Here is a 21304-nt window from a genome sequence, read left to right on the forward strand (position 1 = left end):
CACTCCATGACCCTGCATGCCTTCATCTGCGACGCCATCCGCACGCCCTTCGGCCGCTACGGCGGCGCCCTGGCCTCCGTGCGCACCGACGACCTGGCCGCCATTCCGCTCAAGGCGCTGATGGCGCGCAATCCCGGCGTGCAATGGGACCAGCTCGACGACACGCTGTTCGGCTGCGCCAACCAGGCCGGCGAGGACAACCGCAACGTCGCGCGCATGGCCACGCTGCTGGCCGGCCTGCCGGTCGACGTGCCGGGCGCCACGCTGAACCGCCTGTGCGGGTCGGGCCTGGACGCCGTGGGCAGCGCCGCGCGCGCCATCCGCGCCGGCGAGGCGCACCTGATGCTGGCGGGCGGCGTCGAAAGCATGAGCCGCGCGCCCTTCGTCATGGGCAAGGCCAACACCGCCTATGCGCGCGATGCGGCCATCTACGACACCACCATCGGCTGGCGCTTCGTCAACCGCCTGATGAAGGCTCAATACGGGGTGGACTCCATGCCCGAGACCGCCGAGAACGTGGCCGACGATTTCGGCATCAACCGCGAAGACCAGGACAAGTTCGCGCTGGCCAGCCAGATGAAGACCGTGCGCGCGCAGCAATCGGGCTTCTTCGACGCGGAAATCACGCCGGTGTCCATCGCCCAGAAGAAGGGCGATCCGGTCATCGTGTCCAAGGATGAACACCCGCGCGAAACCAGCCTGGAATCGCTGGCCAGGCTCAAGGGCGTGGTCCGCGAGGGCGGCACCGTCACCGCCGGCAACGCCTCGGGCGTGAACGACGGCGCCGCCGCGCTGCTGCTGGCCGACGAGCAGAGCGCCGCACGCCACGGCCTGACGCCGCGCGCCCGCGTGGTGGGCATGGCCACGGCCGGCGTGCCGCCGCGCATCATGGGCATCGGCCCGGCCCCGGCCACCCGCAAGGTGCTGGCGCAGACCGGCCTGACGCTGGCGCAGATGGACGTCATCGAACTGAACGAAGCCTTCGCCGCGCAGGGCCTGGCGGTGCTGCGTGAACTGGGCATCGCCGACGACGACGCGCGCGTCAATCCCAACGGCGGCGCCATCGCCCTGGGCCACCCGCTGGGCGCCAGCGGCGCGCGCCTGGTCACCACTGCCGTCAACCAACTGCACCGCACGGGTGGCCGCTATGCGCTGTGCACGATGTGCATCGGCGTGGGCCAGGGCATCGCGCTGGTGATCGAGCGCGTGTGACCGCGCACGCTTGGGCATGATCGTGCGGTAGGCCGTAAGCCTTCTTCCGCGCTCATGCCCAGGCGCCACGCCCGTCAATGCGGCCCGCGGTTTTCCGCGCCGTGCGGCAGGCCATGAAAAAGAAAAGGGAGTCCATGTCTGGACTCCCTTTTTGCTTCAAGAAAGAATGCCGGTACTACGGCAGGCCGTCGACCTTGACATTGGCCTTCAGGCCACGCTCGGCGAACCAGCCCTGGGCCATTTCCAGCACGTAGCGCACCGGCTTGCGGCTGCAGTGGGGCGTGTCCGTCTTCGGCGCCATGTCTTCGATGTTGACGATGGTGCCGTCGTCCGAGATGAAGGCGGCCGACAGCGGCACCAGGGTGTTGCGCATCCAGAAGCACTGGACGTCGGGGGCATTGAAGACGAACAGCATGCCTTCGTTGCCGGGCAGGGTTTCGCGGAACATCAGGCCGATGCGGCGTTCTTCCTCGGTATCGGCGACTTCGGCCTGGATGGCATGGATGCCGATCGACAGGGGAGTGACCGCCAGTTTTTCCTGGGGACCGGCGGGGGCGGGGCCTTGCGCCGAGGCGGCTAAGGGCAGGGCCAGCGTCAGCAGGGCGGCCAGGCGAAGGGCGATGAGGCGGGGCGACAGGCGCGCACGGAGGTTCGACATGGGGAAGGGAACGGCGGAAAATAGACGGGCGACGGACAACGATGACGGGCGGCCACGCTGCGCCTTCGGCGTGTCGCCACACAAGAGAGGATAGGCTTTGCCCTTGGGGCGGCCCGGCGACAAAAAAGGCGGGTTTCGACCCGCCTTGCATGATACCCGGCGCATCGCGCCGGTGTGGCGGTTTCGCTGAAACCGAACGGTGGACGATCAGGCTGACGTAATATTCAGCGCCTGCTTGCCCTTGGGGCCCTGAATGATCTCGAACGAGACCTTCTGGCCTTCCTTGAGCGTCTTGAAGCCGTTCATTTGAATGGACGAGAAATGTGCGAACAGATCTTCTCCGCCATCGTCAGGGGTGATGAACCCAAAACCTTTGGCGTCGTTGAACCATTTGACGGTACCCGTCGATTTAGGATTGTCCCCTTGGACAGCGGTAGCGGTCATATCAGACATGCGGACTGCCTCATTGAATCGTATGTTGATAGAAGAGCCGATATAGCCCCTTCCCTCCCAGGCGTCCGGTGCGGCCAACAGCGTTTTGTAAGCCTCCCGAATGCGCTGATAATGCGCTGCTTTTCTTTGTCACGTCAAGTATGGAAACTACGCATGTCTGCATGTAATTTTGCGTAATTGCAGCGAACACGATGCGCCGTTTAACTAGAATAGCCGCCCTATGAGTTCTACCTTGGATACCCAGCACGATCAGGTCGTGGAGAAGGCCGCTGCAAAGGCAGCGCCGCCTCCCATGTATCAGGTTTTACTGCTGAATGACGACTACACGCCCATGGAGTTCGTGGTCAAGGTCCTGCAGAAATTCTTCGGCAAGAGCCATGAAGAAGCCACCCGGATCATGCTGCAGGTCCACCACGAAGGCCGGGGCGTCTGCGGTGTGTATCCGCGCGACGTCGCGGCCACGCGGATTGCCCAGGTCGCGCAGTACGCCCGCGCGCGGCAACATCCGCTGCAGTGCGTGATGGAGCCTGTTTAGGGGTCGGCAGGCCCCGGGGCCTTTTGCGTTATGGGGCCCAATAGCGTTGCCTTTCAAGTGGTATTAAAGCGGCGCGCAGCCTCGGGCAAGCCGGCTGACGCGAGAATCAGAATCCAAGTCGCGTGAGGTGAGCTGTGTCGGGAAAGAGGAATGGGGCCGTTCTGGCCTTGGGCGCTGCCGTGGTCGTCGTGGCCGCGGCGGCGGCGGGGTGGTTCGCGGGCCGCAGCAGCGGTTCGCCGTCGGCGCCGCCGCCGGCCAAGCCAGCGGCCACGCAGCAGGCTTCGGGCGCGCCCGCCCCCGTCAAGGCGCCCACCCCGGTTCCGCAACCGGCGCCCCTGCCGGCCAGCGCCATGGTCGGCCAGGCCGATCCCTTCTCCGCGCTCAGTTGCCAGGAGCGCGAATACGGCGATTCTCCCGCGCTGGCCGTGACTTTCACGCAGCCGGTGGACCGCCGCGCCAACCTCGATTCCTTCCTCGAAGTCATCGAGACCGGCACGGCCGGCAAGAACGATGATCCTGCCGCCGCGGCGCAGGCGTCCGATGCCGCCGCCGCGGGCGCGTCGGCCGAGGCGGGCGCCGTGAAGTCGGGCGACCCCGGCGTCAAGGGCAAGACTGCGCAGGGCCGCTGGGTGGTCGGCGACAACCCGCGCGTGGTGTTCTTCCCGTACGTGCAGCCGCAGAAGTCCTACACCGTGCGCCTGCGCGCCGGCCTGCCGGCCGAGACCGCCAAGACCGAACTGCCCGCCGCCGGCTATTGCCAGGTCAGCACGCAGGCCATGCCGCCGTCCTACTACTTCGCCAGCCGTGGCGTGGTGCTGCCGGCCGGCCAGAACGGCGGCCTGCCGGTGGTCACGGTCAACCAGCCCGAGGTCGACGTGCAGTTCCTGCGCGTGCCGCCAGAGCGCATGCCCGAGTTCTTCGGCAACGTGCTGCGCATCGGCCCGCCCGGGGCCAAGAACGACGACGCCGGCGACGACTCGGATGGCGAGGGCCAGGACTACGACGACTGGCGCTATTCGGACAACCGCAGCCTGAAGGGCTCCATCGGCAACTATGAGCTGGACCGCCTGCACTCGTTGACGGAAAGCGTCTACCAGGGCCGTTTCGTCACCGATTCCACGCCGAACCGCCGCCACGTCACCTTCCTGCCCGTGGAAAGCATCGCCGAACTGAAGCAGCCCGGCATCTATGTCGCGGTGATGAGCCAGCCCGGCCGTTTCCGCTACGAATCGCAGGTCACGTATTTCTACGTCAGCGACATGGGCCTGATGGTGCGCCGTTATCCGGACCGCATCGAGGGCTACACGGTGTCGCTGAAGACCGGCCAGCCGGTGTCCGGCGCGCAGGTCGAACTGGTCGACCAGGCAGGCAAGGTGCTGGCCAAGGCGGCCGCCGATGGCGACGGCCACGTGCGCTTCGACGGCAATCATCTGTCGGCGCGCCTGATCCGGGCCTCGCGCGGCCAGGAGATGACCGTGCTGGCGCTGGGCGAGCCCTCGCTGGACCTGTCCGAGTTCGACATCGGCGGCCATCCGTCGCGCAACAATAACCTGTTCGTCTATTCCGGCCGCGACCTATACCGTCCGGGCGAAAGCTTCACCGTGTCGGTGCTGCCGCGCGATCCGGACGGCAAGCCGCTGCCCGCCGCGCCGCTGACGGCCACCCTGAAGCGTCCCGATGGCCGCGTGGCCCGCACGGCGTTATGGCATCCCGACGCCAATGTGCCGAACTACCTGGAGCAGGGCATCGACATTCCCGTCGACGCCCAGACCGGCGCCTGGTCGCTGGAACTGCGGGTCGATCCGTCCAGCCGCGCCGCCGACGAAACCTGGTGGTTCAACGTCGAGGAGTTCCTGCCCGAGCGCATGAAATTGGCGCTGACGGCGCCGGACGTGGTCCCGCCCGACCAGCCGCTGACGGTCGACGTGCAGGGCGACTACCTGTACGGCGCGCCCGCCGCGGGCAACCGCCTGCTGTCCAACGTCGTGGCGCGCCGCGAGCGCGTGGCGTTGCCGCAGCAATGGCCGGGCTTCATCTTCGGCGACTTCAGCGACGACGCCACGCTCAAGCGCGTGAGCCTGCCCGACACCGAAATGGACGACCAGGGCCATGCCTCGCTGGACGTGGACCTGTCCGAACTGACGGGCGGCGCCAAGTCGCCCATGCGGGTCAGCGTCGTCGCCAGCCTGCTGGAGTCGGGCGGCCGCCCGGTGGTCCGCTCGCTGCAGCGCACGGTCTGGCCGACCGACAAGATGATCGGCCTGCGTCCGCTGTTCGACGCAGAGGTGGCGCGCGAAGGCGCGCCCGCCGGCTTCGAGATCATCCGCGTGGACGCCCAGGGCAAGGACATGCCGGTCAAGCAGGCCAAGATGCGCCTGTTCCGCGAAGACCGCCGCTATTACTGGCGCTACGACGACCAGCGCGGCTGGAACAGCGGCTACGTCGTCAACGACGAACTGACCGATTCGCGCAGCTTCGACATCGGCGGCCGCACCGCGCTGACGCTGGCGGTGGGCTATGGCACGTACCGCCTGGAAATCACCGACCCCGAAACCGGCATGATGTCCCGCTACCGCTTCTACGCGGGCTGGGGCGCGCAGGATGCCGAGACCGCCGGCAACCGTCCCGACCGCGTGCAGATGAAGCTGTCGGGCGTGCCCGCCAAGCTGGGCGGCAAGGTCAAGGTGACGCTGGTGCCGCCGCACGACGGCCAGGCGCTGGTCACGGTGGAAGGCGACCGCATGCTGTGGTCCAAGTGGGTGTCCGCCAGCACCGCGGGCACCGAGGTCGAGATTCCGCTCGATCCCTCGTGGAAGCGCAACGACCTCTATGTTTCGGCCACCGTGCTGCGGCCGGGCAGCCAGGGCGACCGCGTCACGCCGGCGCGCGCCGTGGGCCTGGTGTACCTGCCGTTGAACAATGACGACCGCAAGCTGTCGGTGCAACTGACCGCGCCCGCCAGGATCAAGTCCGAGACGCGTGCCATGGTGCGCGTCAAGGTGGATGGCGCCAAGGGCGGCCAGGCCATGGTGACGCTGTCGGCGGTCGACGTCGGCATCCTCAACATCACCAACTACAAGACGCCCGATCCGTTCGATTTCTTCTTCGGCAAGCACCGCTACGCGCCCGATCTGCTGGACATGTACGGCAAGCTGATCGAGAAGATGGACGGCACGGCCGGCCGCCTGAAGTGGGGCGGCGACGCCGCCGGACGCGGCAACACCAGCAGCCTGCCCAAGAAGGTCAAGCTGGTGGATCTTTACTCCGGCCCGGTCAAGCTGAACGACAGGGGCGAGGCGGACATCCCGCTGGACGTGCCCGACTTCAACGGCACGCTGCGCCTGATGGCCGTGGCCTTCGACGACGAGCGCTACGGCAGCGCCGACGCGCAGATGGTCGTGGCCGCGCCCATCGTGGCCGAGCTGAACACGCCGCGCTTCATCACGCCGGGGGACCAGGCCGCCATCGCGCTGGACCTGACCAACCTGAGCGGCGCGCCACAGAAGGTCACGGTGACGTTGCAGGCGCTGGATCCGCTGGCCATCGCCGACAGCATCCGCACCGTCACGCTGCGCGACAAGCAGCGCGCCACCGTGCGCTTCACCGCCACGACCACGGGCTCTTACGGCCTGGGGATGATGCGCCTGTCGGTCAACGCCGACGGCGGCCCCGAACCGATCCGCATCGTGCGCGAATCGGTGCTGCAGGTGCAGCCCGCGCATTCGCCCGAACGCAACGTGCGGCGCCTGCGCCTGGCGCCGGGCGAGACGCTGGCGGGCCAGGCCGACTGGATCCGCAGCTACTACCCGGATTCGGCGACGGTCAGCCTGACGCTGTCCAACCGCCCGCCGTTCAACGTGAACCGGCTGGTCGAGGGCCTGCTGAACTATCCATATGGCTGCACCGAGCAGACCATCAGCGCCACGCTGCCGTGGGTCCTGATCGACGAAGCCACCGCCAAGCGTTTCGGCCTGAAGGCACTGACGATGCAGGCGCGCCAGAAGAAGGTGTCCGGCGCGCTGCAGCGCCTGGCCGGCATGCGCGGCTCGACGGGCGCCTACTCGCTGTGGGGCGACGCCTCGTCGCGCGACGTGTGGCTGACCGCCTATGCGGTGGGTTTCATGCAGGATGCGCGCGACCAGGGCTTCGAGGTGCCGCAGTCCACGTTCGAGGGCTCGCGCAACTGGCTGCTGACGCAGGTGCAGCAGGCCTCGGGCAACTTCGGCACGTGGTCGGCCAACCTCAAGCAGAATGTGTCCACGGGCCGTTTCGACCGCAACGACGCCGAGATCCTGCGCCGCGACCACCAGCGTTTCGCCGGCCTGGCCACCGCCTCGCTGGTGCTGGCGCGCGACGGCAAGGTGCCGCTGTCCGCCTTGCGCCTGCTGTACGACAATTATGGCGAGCGCGCCCGTTCGCCGCTGCCGCTGGTGCAGTTGGCGGCGGCCTTCAAGCTGATGGGCGACGAGGGCCGCATGAAGTCGGCGCTGGATGCGGCGATGACGCGTCCGTACGGCCTGGGCCGGCAGAACTCGTACTACGACGACTGGCTGGGCGATTACGGCAGCGGCGTGCGCGACTATGCGCTGGCCTATGCCATCGCCATGCAGTACGGCCTGCGCGATACGCGTTCGGAGAACCTGCTGGACCAGGTCTCCGCGCGCCTGGACAAGCGTTCGTACCTGTCCACACAAGAGCAGATGGCCTTGCTGATGGCGGCGCGTTCCGCGGGCGACGGCAGCCCGTGGCAGGCGGCGCTGAGCCGTGCCGCCGGCGCCGGCGAGCAGGCCCTGACGGGCAAGGCCGACCAGACCGTGTCGGTCACGCCGGCCGAACTGGCCAGCCTGCAGGTGCGCAACACCGGCAGCCAGCCGCTGTACGCCGAGCTCGACATCCAGGGCACCACGCTGCAGCCGCCCGCGCCGCGCAGCGACGTGATCCGGCTGAAGCGCAGCTGGTACACGCCGGAAGGCAAGCTGTGGAACGGCGGCACGCTGCGCACCGGCGACATGATGGTGGTGCGCATCGAGGCCGATAGCCGCCAACTGGTGCCCGATGGCCTGATCGTCGACCGCGTGCCGGCCGGCTTCGAGGTCGAGAACCTGAACCTGTCGCAGGCCCAGGACACGGAAGACTGGACCATCGGCGGCCGCCGCGTCACCGATGCGCTGTCCGATCCGAACATCAAGCACCGCGAGTTCCGTGACGACCGTTACGTGGCCGCGGTTTCGCTGGGACGTGGCAAGGTCGACGTGTTCTACCTGGTTCGCGTGGTGACGCCGGGCCGTTTCCATGTGCCTTCCACCGTGGCCGAGGACATGTACCGCCCCGAGGTGCGCGGCGTGGATACGCCGTGGAGCGACGTCCAGATCCTGGATCGGGGAACGCCGGGATCGTGAGGCAGCAGTCGGGCCGTTGCGCTGCCTGGCGCCGCCGCGCCAGGCGTGCGGCCATCGCGGCGGCCGGCACGCTGCTGATGCTGGTATCGGCGGTGCTGGTGCTGGACCGCCTGATGCCACTGCCGCGCATCGGCGCGGCGGGCGCGGCGGTGGTGGTCGCCGGGGACGGCACGCCGCTGCGCACCTATCCCAGCCGGGACGGCGCCTGGCGTTATCCGGTGCGGCCCTCGCAGGTGTCCCCGCTGTATCTGCAGGCGCTGCTGACGTATGAGGACCGCTGGTTCTACTGGCATCCGGGCTTCAATCCGCTGTCGCTGGCGCGCGCCGGCTGGCAGTGGGCCACCACCGGCCGCATCGTGTCCGGCGGTTCGACCCTGACCATGCAGGTGGCGCGGCTGGCCGATCCGGCGCTGGCCGGGCAGCCCTCGCGCGTCCTGTCCGCCAAGCTGCGCCAGATCTGGCGCGCGGTGCAGTTGGAGCTGCACTTCAGCAAGGACGAGATCCTGTCCATGTACCTGACGCACGCGCCCATGGGCGGCATCGTGGAGGGCGCCGAGATGGGCGCGCGGCTGTGGCTGGGCAGGCCCGCCTCCCAACTGAGCCGCGCCGAGGCCGCATTGCTGGTGGCCCTGCCGCAGGCGCCGTCCCGGCTGCGGCCCGACCGCCATCCCGAGGCCGCCCAGGCCGCGCGCGACAAGGTGCTGGACCGCATGGCCGGGCTGGGCGCCTGGACGCGCGAGACCGTGGCCGACGCCAAGATCGAGAACGTGATGGCGCCGCCCCTGCGCGCCCGCTGGCTGGCCCCGCTGGCCGCGCAACGCCTGATGGCCTCGCGGCACCGCACCGCCGACACCACGCTGGTGCGGTCGAACCTGGATGCCGAGATGCAGAGCGTGGTCGAGCAGATGCTGCTGGACCGCGTCGACGCGCTGCCGCCCAAGGTGTCGATGGCGGTGCTGGTGATGGACAACGACAGCCTCGCCGTGAAGGTCTATGCCGGCTCGGCGGATTTTTCCGATGATTCCCGATATGCCCATGTGGACATGGTGCGCGGGGTGCGCTCGCCGGGCTCGACGCTCAAGCCGTTCCTGTACGGGTTGGCGCTGGACGACGGCCTGGTCCATTCCGAAAGCCTGCTGATGGACGCGCCCATGTCGTTCGGCGGCTATGCGCCGGGCAATTTCCAGGCGAGTTTCTCCGGCCCTGTCAGCGTGGCGCAAGCTTTGCAGCGCTCGCTGAACGTGCCCGCCGTCGACCTGCTGGATCGTGTCGGACCGGCACGGTTCGCATCGGTTATGCTGGGAGGCGGTGTCTTCCTGCGCATGCCGGCGGGCGCCCAGCCGAACCTGAGCTTGATTTTGGGCGGGGGCGGCACCACATTGGAAGAACTGGTGGGCGCCTACCGTGCGCTGGCCCGTGGCGGTTTGGCCGGCAAGCCCCGGCTGGACCCTGCGGATCCGCGTGTCGAGTCCCGTATGATGAGTGCCGGCGCGGCATGGATCATCCGGGACATCCTCGAAGCGGGGGGCGATCCCGACAGGCCTTTTTTCCAGGGCGGCGCGCCGGGACGGCGGCTGGCATGGAAGACGGGCACGAGCTTCGGTTTCCGCGATGCGTGGGCCGTCGGTGTCACCGACCACTGGACCATCGGGGTCTGGGTCGGACGCCCTGACGGCACGCCCAACCCCGGGTTCTTCGGCGCCAACGTGGCCGCGCCGCTGTTGCACGACATCGTGCAGGCGCTGCCCGCGGGATCGCCGATGGCGCGTCCGCAGCCGGCTTCGGTCAAGGCGGTGGTCACGTGTTGGCCGCTGGGATGGCGGCAGGGCAGTTCGCCTGATGGACGTTGCCCCGAAACGCGGCGCGCCTGGGCGCTGGACGATACCGTCCCGCCTTCGTTTCCCGGCTACGTCGATGTGGCGCAAGGGCCGTTGCGGATCGAGGGCGTGGCCGAGGGGTCCGTCCTGCGCCCGGTGCCGGGGCAGCACGGCGTCACGCTGGACGTCGGCGTGTCGGGGGCGCGGGGTGAGGTATGGTGGATGTTGGACGGCCGGGTGCACCGACGGGGCGCAGCCGGCCAGCAGCAAAGTTTGTCCCTGTCGCGTAATGGACGGTACGCATTGACCGTCATGGACGAGCAGGGCCGGTATGCCGGTCTTGAATTTGAAATCGCTGGCGTTACGCCATGATCGGCATAGAATATGAAACGTGTACGTGACCGCTTCGATGCGTTACGGAGGAAGCGTGATTTCCCAAGAGCTTGAAGTCAGCCTGCATATGGCGTTTGTCGAGGCTCGCTCTGCCCGGCATGAATTCATTACCGTGGAGCACCTGCTGCTGTCGTTGCTGGACAATGCATCGGCTGTGGAAGTGCTGCGCGCGTGCGCTGCAAACCTCGACGACCTGCGCCGCAACCTGCGCCAGTTCGTCACTGAAAACACTCCCGTCATTCCCAGCGGCGCCGAGGTCGACACGCAGCCCACCCTGGGCTTCCAGCGCGTCATCCAGCGCGCCATCATGCACGTGTCCGCGGGCGGCACCGGCAAGAAGCCGGTCACCGGCGCCAACGTGCTGGTGGCCATTTTCGGCGAGAAGGATTCGCACGCCGTCTACTACCTGCAACAGCAGGGCGTTACCCGGCTCGACGTGGTCAATTTCCTGTCCCACGGAATTACCAAGCAGCCGCAGGAGGAGACCTCCGCCGTGCAGAAAGAGCAGCAAACCAACGGGGAGGAGCAGAGCGAAAGCCGCCAGTCCCCGCTCGACCAGTACGCCACCGATCTCAACGCCGCCGCGCTGGCGGGCCGCATCGATCCGCTGATCGGACGCGAGCAGGAAGTCGAGCGCGTCATCCAGGTGCTGTGCCGCCGCCGCAAGAACAACCCGCTGCTGGTGGGCGAGGCCGGCGTGGGCAAGACCGCCATCGCCGAGGGCCTGGCCTGGCGCATCACGCGCGGCGAGGTCCCCGAGGTGCTGCAGGCCGCGCAGGTCTACGCGCTGGACATGGGCGCGCTGCTGGCGGGCACCAAATACCGCGGCGACTTCGAGCAACGCCTGAAGGGCGTGCTCAAGCAGGTGCGCAGCAATCCCGATTCCATCCTGTTCATCGACGAGATCCACACGCTGATCGGCGCGGGTTCGGCGTCGGGCGGCACGCTCGATGCGTCCAACCTGCTGAAGCCGGCGCTGTCGTCGGGCCAGCTCAAGTGCATCGGCGCCACCACCTACACCGAATACCGTGGCGTGTTCGAGAAAGACCACGCCCTGTCGCGCCGCTTCCAGAAGATCGACGTGCCCGAACCCAGCGTCGAGCAGACCGTGCAGATCCTGCGCGGCCTGAAGAGCCGCTTCGAAGAGCACCATAACGTGCGCTACTCGGCCGCCGCGCTCAGCGCCGCCGCCGAGCTGTCCGCGCGCTACATCAACGACCGCCACCTGCCCGACAAGGCCATCGACGTCATCGACGAGGCCGGCGCCGCGCAGCGGCTGCTGCCGCGCTCGAAGCAGAAGAAGGTCATCGGCAAGGGCGACATCGAAAGCATCGTCTCGAAGATCGCGCGCATTCCGCCGCAGTCGGTCTCCAACGACGACCGCAGCAAGCTGGCCACGCTCGAACGCGACCTGAAGACGGTGGTGTTCGGCCAGGACCAGGCCATCGAGGCCCTGGCGGCCGCCATCAAGATGGCGCGTTCCGGCCTGGGCAAGCCCGACAAGCCGATCGGCGCCTTCCTGTTCTCGGGCCCCACCGGCGTGGGCAAGACCGAGGTGGCGCGCCAGTTGGCCTTCACGCTGGGCGTCGAGTTGCTGCGCTTCGACATGTCCGAATACATGGAACGCCATGCGGTCTCGCGCCTGATCGGCGCGCCGCCGGGATACGTCGGCTTCGACCAGGGCGGCCTGCTGACCGAAGCCATCGCCAAGCAGCCGCACTGCGTGCTGCTGCTCGACGAAATCGAGAAGGCGCATCCGGACATCTTCAACATCCTGCTGCAGGTCATGGACCATGGCACGCTGACGGACAACAACGGCCGCAAGGCGGACTTCCGCAACGTCATCATCGTCATGACGACCAACGCGGGCGCCGAGACGCTGAACCGTCCTTCCATCGGCTTCGCCAACAGCCGGGTCGCGGGTGACGAAATGGCGGAAATCCGCCGCATGTTCACGCCCGAGTTCCGCAATCGCCTCGACGCCATCATCCCGTTCGGCGCGCTCACGCGCGACATCATCCTGCGCGTGGTGGACAAGTTCCTCATGCAGCTCGAAGACCAGTTGCACGAGCGCCGCGTGGCGGCCGTCTTCACCGACGCCCTGCGCGAGCACCTGGCGAAGGCCGGCTTCGATCCCGTCATGGGCGCGCGGCCGATGCAGCGCCTCATCCAGGACACCATCCGCCGGGCGCTGGCCGACGAACTGCTGTTCGGCAAGCTGGTCGATGGCGGCAACGTCACGGTCGACGTGGAAGACGACAAGGTCGTCCTGCGCTTCGACCAGGACAAGCCCGACGGCGACGCCGCGCCCCGGCAGGAAGTCGCGCTGGCCGAGTAAACGCACGCCTTGGATCGCGAGCCGCTCATCGCCTGCGAGCACTGCGCCAGCGTTTATCGCCGGCGCGCCTTGCAACGCGACGAGGCCGCGGTCTGCGGGCGGTGCGGCACCTTGTTGTGGCGGTTCAGCCGCCTGACGCCAGCCGATTGGCTGGCGCTGGTCATTGCCGCGCTGGTCGTGTTCGTGGTGGCCAACGCCTACCCCGTGGCCAGCCTCAGCGTGCAGGGCGTGGAGCAGCGCGCCACGCTGCTGGACGCCATCTCCATCACCTGGCGGCAGGGACATCAGGCGGTCGCCCTCATGACCGGCCTGGCCGGCTTCGTGCTGCCCCTGCTCGAATTGCTGCTGCTGGGATGGGTGCTGGCGCCGTTGTCACGCGGTCGGGCCGCGATCGGCCGGGCCACCGCCATCCGCGTGCTGTCGTGGCTGCGGCCCTGGAGCATGGTGCCGGTGTTCCTGCTGGGCGTGCTGGTGTCGGTGGTCAAGCTGGCCGGCATGGCCGCCGTGCATCCCGAGATCGGGCTGGGCGGCTTCTTCGTTCTGACCCTGCTGCTGACCACGTTGGGCCGCCTGTCGCCGCATGCGCTGTGGCGGCTGGCCGAGACGCATGGGGCGGCGCCCGTGCACGTTCCGCATGCCGGGCCCGGCCAGGTGCTGGCGGGCTGTCACGTCTGCGGCCAGGTCCAGGCGCTGCCCGGCGACGCCGACCACGCCGGCGATCCGCATCGCTGCGTGCGCTGCGATGCCGTGGTGCACGTGCGCAAGCCCGATCATCTGGCGCGCACCTGGGCGCTGATGATCGCCGCATCGATTCTCTACCTCCCCGCCAACCTGTTGCCCGTGATGAACATCAGCTCGCTGCTGGGCGACAGCGAGCACACCATCCTGGGCGGCGTGGTGGAACTCTGGAACGGCGGCTCCTATGACATCGCCATCATCGTATTCGTGGCCAGCGTGATGGTGCCGCTGACCAAGCTGCTGGCGCTGGCCATCCTGGCCTGGTCCACGCAGCGGCGCCGCACCGGCAACCTGCGTCCGCGCACCCGCATGTACGAGATGGTCGAGTTCATCGGGCAGTGGTCGATGCTGGACGTGTTCGTGGTCATCGTGCTGGCCGCGCTGGCCGACTTCCAGGGATTGATGGCCATCAGCGCGGGGCCGGGCGCGGCGGCCTTCGGCATGGTGGTCATCCTGACCATGCTGGCCGCCATGAGTTTCGATCCGCGCCGAGGCTGGGATCACGCCGGGGCCGACGACGAGCCCGATCCGGACGATGCCGCCGTGGCGCCTCACGCGCTGCATCCGGTACAACCGGTGGCAGCTGTAACGGCGCCCGCAGGGCGGGGCGGGCCGGGCTCCGGTAGTATGTAACTCCATTCAAGACCAAGAGTTCTCGCAGCCATGGCTGATCCGACGCCCGACCCGACGACCGAGCCCACGCGGCAGCCCCCTGTAGGCGTGCCCGACGTCGTCCGGAAGAAGAAGCGCCGCCTGTCCTGGATCTGGCTGGTGCCCATCGTGGCCGCCATCGCGGGCCTGTCGCTGGTGGTGCGCACCTGGATGCAGGCAGGGCCCGAGATCACCATCCAGTTCGAGACGGCCGAGGGACTGGAGGTCGGCAAGACCCAGGTCCGCTACAAGGACGTCGTCATCGGCATGGTCAAGGGCATCCGGTTCAACGAAGACCGCAGCAAGGTCGTGGTCGAGGCGGCGCTGTCCAAGGAAGTGGCCGACCTGGCGCGCGAGGGCACCAATTTCTGGGTGGTGCGCCCGCGCCTGGGCTTTACCGGCGTATCGGGCCTGGGCACGCTGCTGTCGGGCGCCTACATCGGCGTGGATGCTTCCGAAGGGGTGGCCGACAAGAAAGGCAAGCCCGAAAAGCTCAGCTTCGTGGGGCTCGAGACGCCGCCCGCGGTCACGCATGACCGCACCGGCAAGCGTTTCGTGCTCAAGGCCAGCAACCTGGGGTCGCTGGACATCGGGTCCCCGGTCTATTACCGCCGCATCAACGTCGGCCGCGTCGTCGGCTATGCGCTGGACCAGGACGGACAAGCGGTCAACATCGAGATCTTCGTCGATGCGCCCAACGACCGTTTCGTCACGGAAGGCACGCGGTTCTGGAATGCCAGCGGCATCGACGTCTCGGTCAATGCCGACGGCCTGAAGATGCGCACGCAGTCGCTGGTGTCGATGGCCATCGGCGGCATTGCCTTCGAGCACCTGTCCACGAGGCAGTCCAAGCCCGCCAAGGCCGATGCGCAGTTCGACCTGTTTGGCGGCGAGGCCGAGGCCAAGGCCAATCCCGATGGCACGCCGTTCCGCATCCGCATGCGTTTCGACCAATCGGTGCGCGGGCTGGCGGTGGGCGCGCCGGTCGACTTCCAGGGCATCACTCTGGGCGACGTCACCGCGGTCACCATCGATTTCGACACCGAGAAGAAGCGCTTCTACGCGCTGGCCGACGCCACGCTGTATCCCGAGCGCCTGGGCCGCGTCTATGAGAAGCTGCAGGCCGAGACGGGCGGCAGCATCGAGGCCGGGCAGAGGCTGCTGGGCACGATGATCAAGTACGGCCTGCGGGCGCAGTTGCGTTCGGCCAACCTGCTGACCGGCCAACTGTACGTGGTGCTGGACTCTTTCCCCAAGGCCAAGCCGGTGGCGTTCGTGCCCAGCGATCCGGCCATGATACCGACCATGCCGGGGCAGCTCGACCAACTGCAGGAGCAGATCGGCAGCATCGTCAGCAAGATCGAGAAGATTCCGTTCGAACAGATCGGCAAGGATCTGCACAAGACGCTGGAAAGCACCTCGCGCGTGGTCAACCAGATCGACAAGCAACTGGCGCCGGACGCGCGCAAGGTGCTGCAGCAGGCCCAGCAGTCGTTGCAGCGGGTCGATCGCATGCTGGCGCCCGATGCCTCGCTGCCGGTCAACGCCGAGCGCGCCATGCAGGAACTGTCGCGTGCCGCGCGTTCGCTGCGGGCCTTGTCGGAATTCCTGCAGACCAACCCCGAATCGCTGCTGCGCGGGCGCGGCGAGGACCCCATTCCGGGCGCCGGCCCCGTGAGGAACTAGATGAAAACACGCTTCCTTTCCTCGCTGCCGGGCGCGTCGCGCCTGGCCGGAACCGCCGCCCTGGCCGCCGCCGTCCTGGCGGGCTGCGCCGGCTCGCCGCCGGTGCGCTACTACACGCTGGTGGCGCCGCCCTCGGCCAGTACCGCGCCGCAGACGGCCACGGCGCCGGCGGGCTACATGATCGAGGTGCTGTCCGTCAGCGTGCCGCCGCAGGTCGACCAGCCGCAGCTCATGCTGCGCAGCGGCACCGGCCAATTGACGGCCCAGTACTCCGACCGCTGGAGTTCGCCGCTGCCCGACGAGTTCCGCGATGCGCTGTCCGACGTGCTGACGCGCCGCCTGGGTGTGCCCGACGTGCGCGTGGTCAAGCCGCTGGGTGATACTCCCATCTGGCGCGTGCTGGTGGACGTGCAGCGTTTCGAGTCCACGCCGGGCGTCTCGTCGGTGATCGAGGCCACCTGGCGCGTGCGGCGCGATGCGCGGGACAGGTCCTCGGGCCTGTTGTGCCGCAGCCGGGTCGACGTGCCCGTCGCGGGCGGCCTCGGTCCGGAGGCCGCGGGCGGCCGGGCCGAGGCCGAGCTGGTGCAGGCGCACCAGCAGGCGGTGGCCCTGCTGGGCGATACCATCGCCTCGGCCATTCGCGCGCAGGGCAAGTCGGCCACGCCGGCATCCGGGCGGGTGCAGGTGCTGGGCTGCGTGAACGATTGAGGCCTGTAGGATTCAGGCTTCGATCATATTTTCAAGGGTAAACCCCTAAAGGTTAACCATTATTTCAAAGAGGTTGCAACTTCCTTAGTATCCCGGTTTACCGATAGATACATCGCGTTCCCTTGCACGGTCTTCCGTGGCGCGACGTCTTACTAAGGAAGTGTCTTGGCAATCACCGCTACGCCCGCTCCGGGCGCCGATGCGCCGGCTCCCGTCCGGCGAGGCCGCTTTCCCCTGGCGCGCATCCTGCATCGCGCCTTCGTCGTCCTGATGTACTTCTTCATGCTCTGCCCGCTGATCTTCGTGGTGTGGCTGAGCTTCTTCAAGGACGCCATCCTCTTCTTCCCCCCGTCCGGCCACACCACGCAGTGGTACCTGAAGGCCTGGGACAACGACGCCTTCGCCAACGGGTTCCTGTTCAGCCTGCAGGTGGCGGTGCTGGCCGCCGTGGCCGGCGTGGTGATGGGCGTGCTGGCCGCCCTGGGCATCGTCCGCTACAAGTTCGCGGGCGGCCGCACCGTCAATACGCTGCTGCTGTCGCCGCTGCTGATTCCCGGCATCGTGGCCGGCATCGCCATCTACCTGTTCTACCTGGCGGCGGAAAACTTCCTGGACATGGACATCGTGGGCACCTACGGCGGGCTGGTCATCGCCCACGTGTGCCTGACCATTCCCTGGACCGTGCGCCTGGTGTCGGCCAGCATGGCCGGCCTGGATCCTTCCATCGAAGAGGCGGCGCGCAACCTGGGCGCCAGCGGCCGCGCGGCCTTTCTGCGCGTCACGCTGCCCATGCTGCGGCCGGGCATCGTGGCGGCGGCGCTGTTCAGCTTCGTCGTCTCGTTCGAGAACCTCGAACTGTCGCTTTCCCTGGTGGGCCCGGGCCATACGACCTTGCCCATCGCGATCATGCAATACCTCGAATTCAATCTGGATCCCACCATCGCGGCGGTGGCGTCGGTCCAGATCCTGCTGTTGGGCATCGTCATGCTGGTGACCGACCGCTTCGTGAAACTCAGCCAGGTGGTTTAAGAAAAAATGGCCAAGGTCAGCATCGAACGACTCAAGAAGCAATTCGGCAACTCGGTTGCCGTCTCGGATTTCACCCTGGACATCGCGGACGGCGAACTGGTGGCTTTCCTGGGCCCCAGCGGCTGCGGCAAGACCACCACGCTGCGCATGATCGCGGGCTTCATCGAACCCACGGCGGGCACGATCCGCATCGGCGAGACCGACGTCACGCCCTTGCCCGTGCACAAGCGCAATACCGGCATGGTGTTCCAGCGCTATGCGCTGTTCCCCCACATGACGGTGGCGCAGAACGTGTCCTTCGGCCTGGAAATGCACAAGGTGCCCGCGGCCGAGCGCGATACGCGCATCCGCACGGTGCTGGACATGGTGCGCATGACCGAGCTGCGCGACCGCTATCCGCGCCAGCTGTCCGGCGGCCAGCAGCAGCGCGTGGCCATCGCCCGCGCGCTGGCCATCCAGCCCAAGGTGTTCCTGCTGGACGAACCGCTGTCCAACCTGGACGCCAAGCTGCGCGTCGAGGTGCGCGAAGAAATCCGTTCGCTGCAGCAGCGCCTGGGGCTGACCACCATCTTCGTCACGCACGACCAGGAAGAAGCCCTGGCCATCGCCGACCGCATGGCCATCATGCACGACGGCAAGGTGCAGCAGGTCGGCGGTCCGCAGGAGCTGTACGAGCACCCCGCCAACCTGTTCGTGGCCGACTTCCTGGGCAAGATGAACTTCTTCGGCGGCGGCCTGGACGGCACGGCCTTCACCACCGAGAAGGGCACGCGCCTCGATGCGCGGGGCGGCCTGGCCAACGCGCGCCACCTGGGCGTGCGTCCCGAGCGCGTCTACCTCACGGTGCAACCGGGGCAGGGCAATTCCCTGCCCGGCGTGGTCGAGTCGGCCGTGTACCTGGGCTCGCTGCTCGAAGTGCGCGTCAAGCTCGACAGCGGCGAGACCATCGCCAGCCAGGTGCCCAACGGCGCCGCGCGCGGCGACCTGCCCATCGCCACCGGCACCCGCGTATACGCCAGCTTCCAGCCCGCGGACTGCGTGCTGTTCTCGGAATGATGGGGCCGCGATGACGACGACCGCTATCGCCCGGCCCAGCCGCGACTCGCGCCTGCTCGGCGCCAGCATGGCCTTTCCGGCCTCGCTGGTGGTGCTGCTCATCATCATGGTGCCGATCCTGCTGTTGTTCCGCTACAGCTTCAACCGGTTCGACCCGCAGCAGATGATGCAGGAGGCGTTCACGTTCGAGAACTACGTGCGCTTCTTCTCCGATCCCTACTACCGCGACGTGTTCTTCAACACGGTGTGGGTGGCGGGGCTGTGCACGGTGCTGGCCCTGGTGCTGGGCTTTCCCGTGGCGTACTTCCTGGCCAAGACGCAAAGCCGCTTCAAGAGCCTGTTCATCATCCTGCTGGTGTTTCCGCTGATGGTGGGCAACGTGGTGCGCGCGGCCGGCTGGATGGTGATCCTGGGCAACGCCGGCGCGCTGAACGCGCTGCTGATGGGCATCGGCCTGACCAGCGAGCCGATGAAGTTCATGTACACGCCCACGGCCGTGGTCATCGGCACCACCGCGGTGGTCATGCCGTACCTGATCCTGACGCTGCAGAGCGTGCTGGAAGGCATCGACTTCTCGGTGGAAGAGGCCGCGCAGAACCTGGGCGCCGGTTTCTTCACCACCTTCCGCCGCGTGATCCTGCCCATCGCCGCGCCCGGCGTGGCGGCCGGCACCATGCTGGTGTTCATCCTGTGCATGAACGCCTACGCCACGCCCGTGCTGCTGGGCGGCACCGGCCTGACCATGATGGCCCCGGCGCTGTACGACCAGATCACGCGCGCCTCGAACTGGCCGTTCGGCTCGGCGCTGGCGCTGGTGCTGGTGTGCGCCACGCTGCTGATCGCCACTTTCTCCAACTGGCTCATCCATCGCCGCTACGTCAAGACGATGGGGGGGTGATGTTGTGTCTGATTCCTTTGGAGAGGCCTTTGTGGAGCGCTCCTGGTCAGGGGAGGGGGATCTTCGTGGGACGTCCTCGGCGAGGCTGGGGCGCGCGTCCCGGCCAAGTCGTCGGGCTCGGGCGCGCCATCAGGCGCCCTCGGTCCCGCTGCGCGGGACTGCCCCTCCTCCAATTGGCCGGGCCGCACGCCCCAGCCTCACCGAGGACTCACGCCAGCAACATGCCGCTGCCCCGCGGCACAGCCGCCGATGGACAGCTTTGCAGCAACTCTGTTTGCGGCCTGCACCGGCCGCTATCGCTTGCTACTGCGGGATGCGGGGCGAGAGTCCTTCGGAACGGGAGACGTTGCGAGCCCGACGACTTGGCCGACGCGGCCTCTCCGGCAGACACGGGCGTCTCAAGAACCCAACTGCGCCAGAAGAAAACTTAAACCGGCAATCCTTCCCACATTCACGATACTAACGACACGCACGGAGCAATCCCGATGACCGCTGTACTGTTCAAGAACGCCGCCTTGCTCGACCCCACGCAGCCCGAATTGCAAGAGGGCTTCCATGTGCTGGTGGAGGACGGGAAGATCAGGGAAGTGTCCGACAGGCCGATCACGGCCTCGTCCGCCCAGGTGATCGACGTGGCCGGCAAGACGCTGATGCCCGGCCTGATCGACCTGCACGCCCACGTGATGGCCACGCAGCTGAACCTCAGCTCGCAGGGCGTGCTGCCCGACGCGCTGGTGATGATGCGCGCCGTGCCCATCATGTCGGCCATGCTGCGTCGCGGCTTCACCACCGTGCGCGATGCCGGCGGTGCCGGCTGGGGCCTGAAGTGCGCCGTGGAAGAGGGCGTCGTGGCGGGCCCGCGCCTGTTCATCTCGGGCCGCGCCATCAGCCAGACGGGCGGCCACGGCGATCCGCGTCCGCGTTCCGACCACCTGCGTCCCATGAGCTTCTGCGGCTGCTGCTTCCGTGCCGGCGACATCGGCCGCGTGGCCGACGGCATCGAGGACGTGCGCAAGGCCGTGCGCCAGGAACTGCAGATGGGCGCCGACCAGATCAAGATGATGGCCTCGGGCGGCGTGGCATCGCCCACCGATCCCATCGCCTCGTTCGGCTATTCCGAAGATGAAATCCGCGTCATCGTGGAAGAAGCAGCCGGCCGCCAGACCTACGTGATGGCGCACTCGTACACCGCCGACGCTATCGAGCGCGCCGTGCGCCTGGGCGTGCGCACCATCGAGCACGGCAACCTGGTCGACGAGCGCGTGGCGAAGATCATGGCCGAGAAGGGCGCCTACGTGGTGCCCACGCTGGTCACGTACGAGGCCCTGGCCAACGAGGGCGCCGACTACGGCCTGCCGCCCGATAGCGTCGCCAAGATCGCCACGGTGCGCACCGCCGGCCTGCAGTCGCTGGACATCTACAAGAAGGCCGGCGTGAAGATGGGCTTCGGTTCCGACCTGCTGGGTCCGTCGCAGCGCCTGCAGAGCGATGAATTCCGCATCCGCGCCGAAGTGCTGTCGAACTGGGAAGTGATCCAGAGCGCCACCACCACGGCCGCCGAAGTGCTGCGCATGGAAGACCGCCTGGGCCGCCTGGTGCCGGGCGCGACCGCCGACGTGCTGGTGGTCGACGGCAATCCGTACCGCGATGTGTCGTGCCTGCTGGGCCAGGGCGATCACATTCCCCTGGTGATGAAAGACGGCGTGATCCATCACAACGAACTCAAGGCCTGA

General features: G+C 67.7%; 14 protein-coding genes. 12 read left to right on the forward strand and 2 right to left on the reverse strand.

What is annotated here, in order from left to right; all coding sequences use genetic code 11:
* The first annotated feature begins 6 nt into the window (after nucleotides 1-6).
* Entirely contained in the window at nucleotides 7-1212 is a 1206-nt protein-coding gene (pcaF, locus tag A6745_RS25360; protein WP_066133672.1) for a 3-oxoadipyl-CoA thiolase, read from the forward strand.
* 175 nt (nucleotides 1213-1387) lie between these two features.
* Here pcaF and A6745_RS25365 read toward each other — a convergent pair whose 3' ends face one another.
* Both A6745_RS25365 and A6745_RS25370 read right to left on the reverse strand, forming a co-directional pair.
* Entirely contained in the window at nucleotides 1388-1870 is a 483-nt protein-coding gene (locus A6745_RS25365) for a DUF192 domain-containing protein (protein ID WP_066133675.1), read from the reverse strand.
* A gap of 207 nt (nucleotides 1871-2077) precedes the next feature.
* Nucleotides 2078-2323, reverse strand: a complete 246-nt coding sequence (locus A6745_RS25370) for a cold-shock protein (protein ID WP_066133678.1) — start codon at nucleotides 2321-2323, stop codon at nucleotides 2078-2080.
* Nucleotides 2324-2543: 220 nt separating this feature from the next.
* On the opposite strand from A6745_RS25370, the gene clpS reads away from it, so the two are divergent.
* The 11 genes from clpS (at nucleotide 2544) to A6745_RS25425 (ending at nucleotide 21304) form a co-directional block, all read left to right on the forward strand.
* Nucleotides 2544-2858: an ATP-dependent Clp protease adapter ClpS gene (gene clpS, locus A6745_RS25375; protein ID WP_066133681.1), complete on the forward strand. Its 315-nt coding sequence runs from the start codon at nucleotides 2544-2546 to the stop codon at nucleotides 2856-2858.
* A 134-nt stretch (nucleotides 2859-2992) separates the two neighbouring features.
* A complete protein-coding gene (locus tag A6745_RS25380) occupies nucleotides 2993-8257 on the forward strand; it encodes an alpha-2-macroglobulin family protein (RefSeq protein ID WP_082853286.1) in 5265 nt (1754 codons plus the stop codon).
* A gap of 77 nt (nucleotides 8258-8334) precedes the next feature.
* Nucleotides 8335-10446 (forward strand): penicillin-binding protein 1C, encoded by a 2112-nt coding sequence (pbpC, locus tag A6745_RS25385; protein WP_066134833.1) that lies wholly within the window; start codon nucleotides 8335-8337, stop codon nucleotides 10444-10446.
* A 55-nt stretch (nucleotides 10447-10501) separates the two neighbouring features.
* Nucleotides 10502-12805, forward strand: coding sequence for an ATP-dependent Clp protease ATP-binding subunit ClpA (gene clpA, locus A6745_RS25390; RefSeq protein ID WP_066134830.1), 2304 nt, complete (start codon nucleotides 10502-10504; stop codon nucleotides 12803-12805).
* A gap of 9 nt (nucleotides 12806-12814) precedes the next feature.
* Nucleotides 12815-14176 (forward strand): paraquat-inducible protein A, encoded by a 1362-nt coding sequence (locus A6745_RS25395; RefSeq protein WP_082853287.1) that lies wholly within the window; start codon nucleotides 12815-12817, stop codon nucleotides 14174-14176.
* Nucleotides 14177-14206: 30 nt separating this feature from the next.
* The gene (locus tag A6745_RS25400) at nucleotides 14207-15880 is read left to right on the forward strand and encodes a PqiB family protein (RefSeq protein WP_066133685.1); all 1674 of its coding nucleotides are present in this window, start codon (nucleotides 14207-14209) and stop codon (nucleotides 15878-15880) included.
* On the forward strand, nucleotides 15881-16588 hold the full coding sequence (locus tag A6745_RS25405) for a PqiC family protein (protein WP_066133687.1): 708 nt from the start codon (nucleotides 15881-15883) through the stop codon (nucleotides 16586-16588).
* Nucleotides 16589-16858: 270 nt separating this feature from the next.
* On the forward strand, nucleotides 16859-17617 hold the full coding sequence (locus A6745_RS25410) for an ABC transporter permease (RefSeq protein WP_082853339.1): 759 nt from the start codon (nucleotides 16859-16861) through the stop codon (nucleotides 17615-17617).
* A gap of 6 nt (nucleotides 17618-17623) precedes the next feature.
* Complete coding sequence (locus A6745_RS25415) at nucleotides 17624-18673, forward strand: ABC transporter ATP-binding protein (RefSeq protein ID WP_066133690.1); 1050 nt, start codon at nucleotides 17624-17626, stop codon at nucleotides 18671-18673.
* A gap of 10 nt (nucleotides 18674-18683) precedes the next feature.
* Complete coding sequence (locus tag A6745_RS25420; protein WP_066133693.1) at nucleotides 18684-19571, forward strand: ABC transporter permease; 888 nt, start codon at nucleotides 18684-18686, stop codon at nucleotides 19569-19571.
* A gap of 485 nt (nucleotides 19572-20056) precedes the next feature.
* A complete protein-coding gene (locus tag A6745_RS25425; RefSeq protein WP_066133696.1) occupies nucleotides 20057-21304 on the forward strand; it encodes a metal-dependent hydrolase family protein in 1248 nt (415 codons plus the stop codon).

Source organism: Bordetella ansorpii, assembly GCF_900078705.1.
In the GTDB taxonomy this organism is placed as follows: domain Bacteria; phylum Pseudomonadota; class Gammaproteobacteria; order Burkholderiales; family Burkholderiaceae_B; genus Bordetella; species Bordetella ansorpii_A.

Bases quoted from the DNA above. Each gene is read 5' to 3' on its own strand.
- pcaF (WP_066133672.1), top strand. From the start codon at position 7: ATGACCCTGCATGCCTTCATCTGCGACGCCATCCGCACGCCCTTCGGC.
- A6745_RS25410 (WP_082853339.1), top strand. From the start codon at position 16,859: ATGTACTTCTTCATGCTCTGCCCGCTGATCTTCGTGGTGTGGCTGAGC.
- A6745_RS25400 (WP_066133685.1), top strand. From the start codon at position 14,207: ATGGCTGATCCGACGCCCGACCCGACGACCGAGCCCACGCGGCAGCCC.
- A6745_RS25415 (WP_066133690.1), top strand. From the start codon at position 17,624: ATGGCCAAGGTCAGCATCGAACGACTCAAGAAGCAATTCGGCAACTCG.
- A6745_RS25370 (WP_066133678.1), bottom strand. From the start codon at position 2,323: ATGTCTGATATGACCGCTACCGCTGTCCAAGGGGACAATCCTAAATCG.
- A6745_RS25405 (WP_066133687.1), top strand. From the start codon at position 15,881: ATGAAAACACGCTTCCTTTCCTCGCTGCCGGGCGCGTCGCGCCTGGCC.
- A6745_RS25425 (WP_066133696.1), top strand. From the start codon at position 20,057: ATGACCGCTGTACTGTTCAAGAACGCCGCCTTGCTCGACCCCACGCAG.
- pbpC (WP_066134833.1), top strand. From the start codon at position 8,335: ATGCTGGTATCGGCGGTGCTGGTGCTGGACCGCCTGATGCCACTGCCG.
- clpS (WP_066133681.1), top strand. From the start codon at position 2,544: ATGAGTTCTACCTTGGATACCCAGCACGATCAGGTCGTGGAGAAGGCC.
- A6745_RS25420 (WP_066133693.1), top strand. From the start codon at position 18,684: ATGACGACGACCGCTATCGCCCGGCCCAGCCGCGACTCGCGCCTGCTC.
- A6745_RS25365 (WP_066133675.1), bottom strand. From the start codon at position 1,870: ATGTCGAACCTCCGTGCGCGCCTGTCGCCCCGCCTCATCGCCCTTCGC.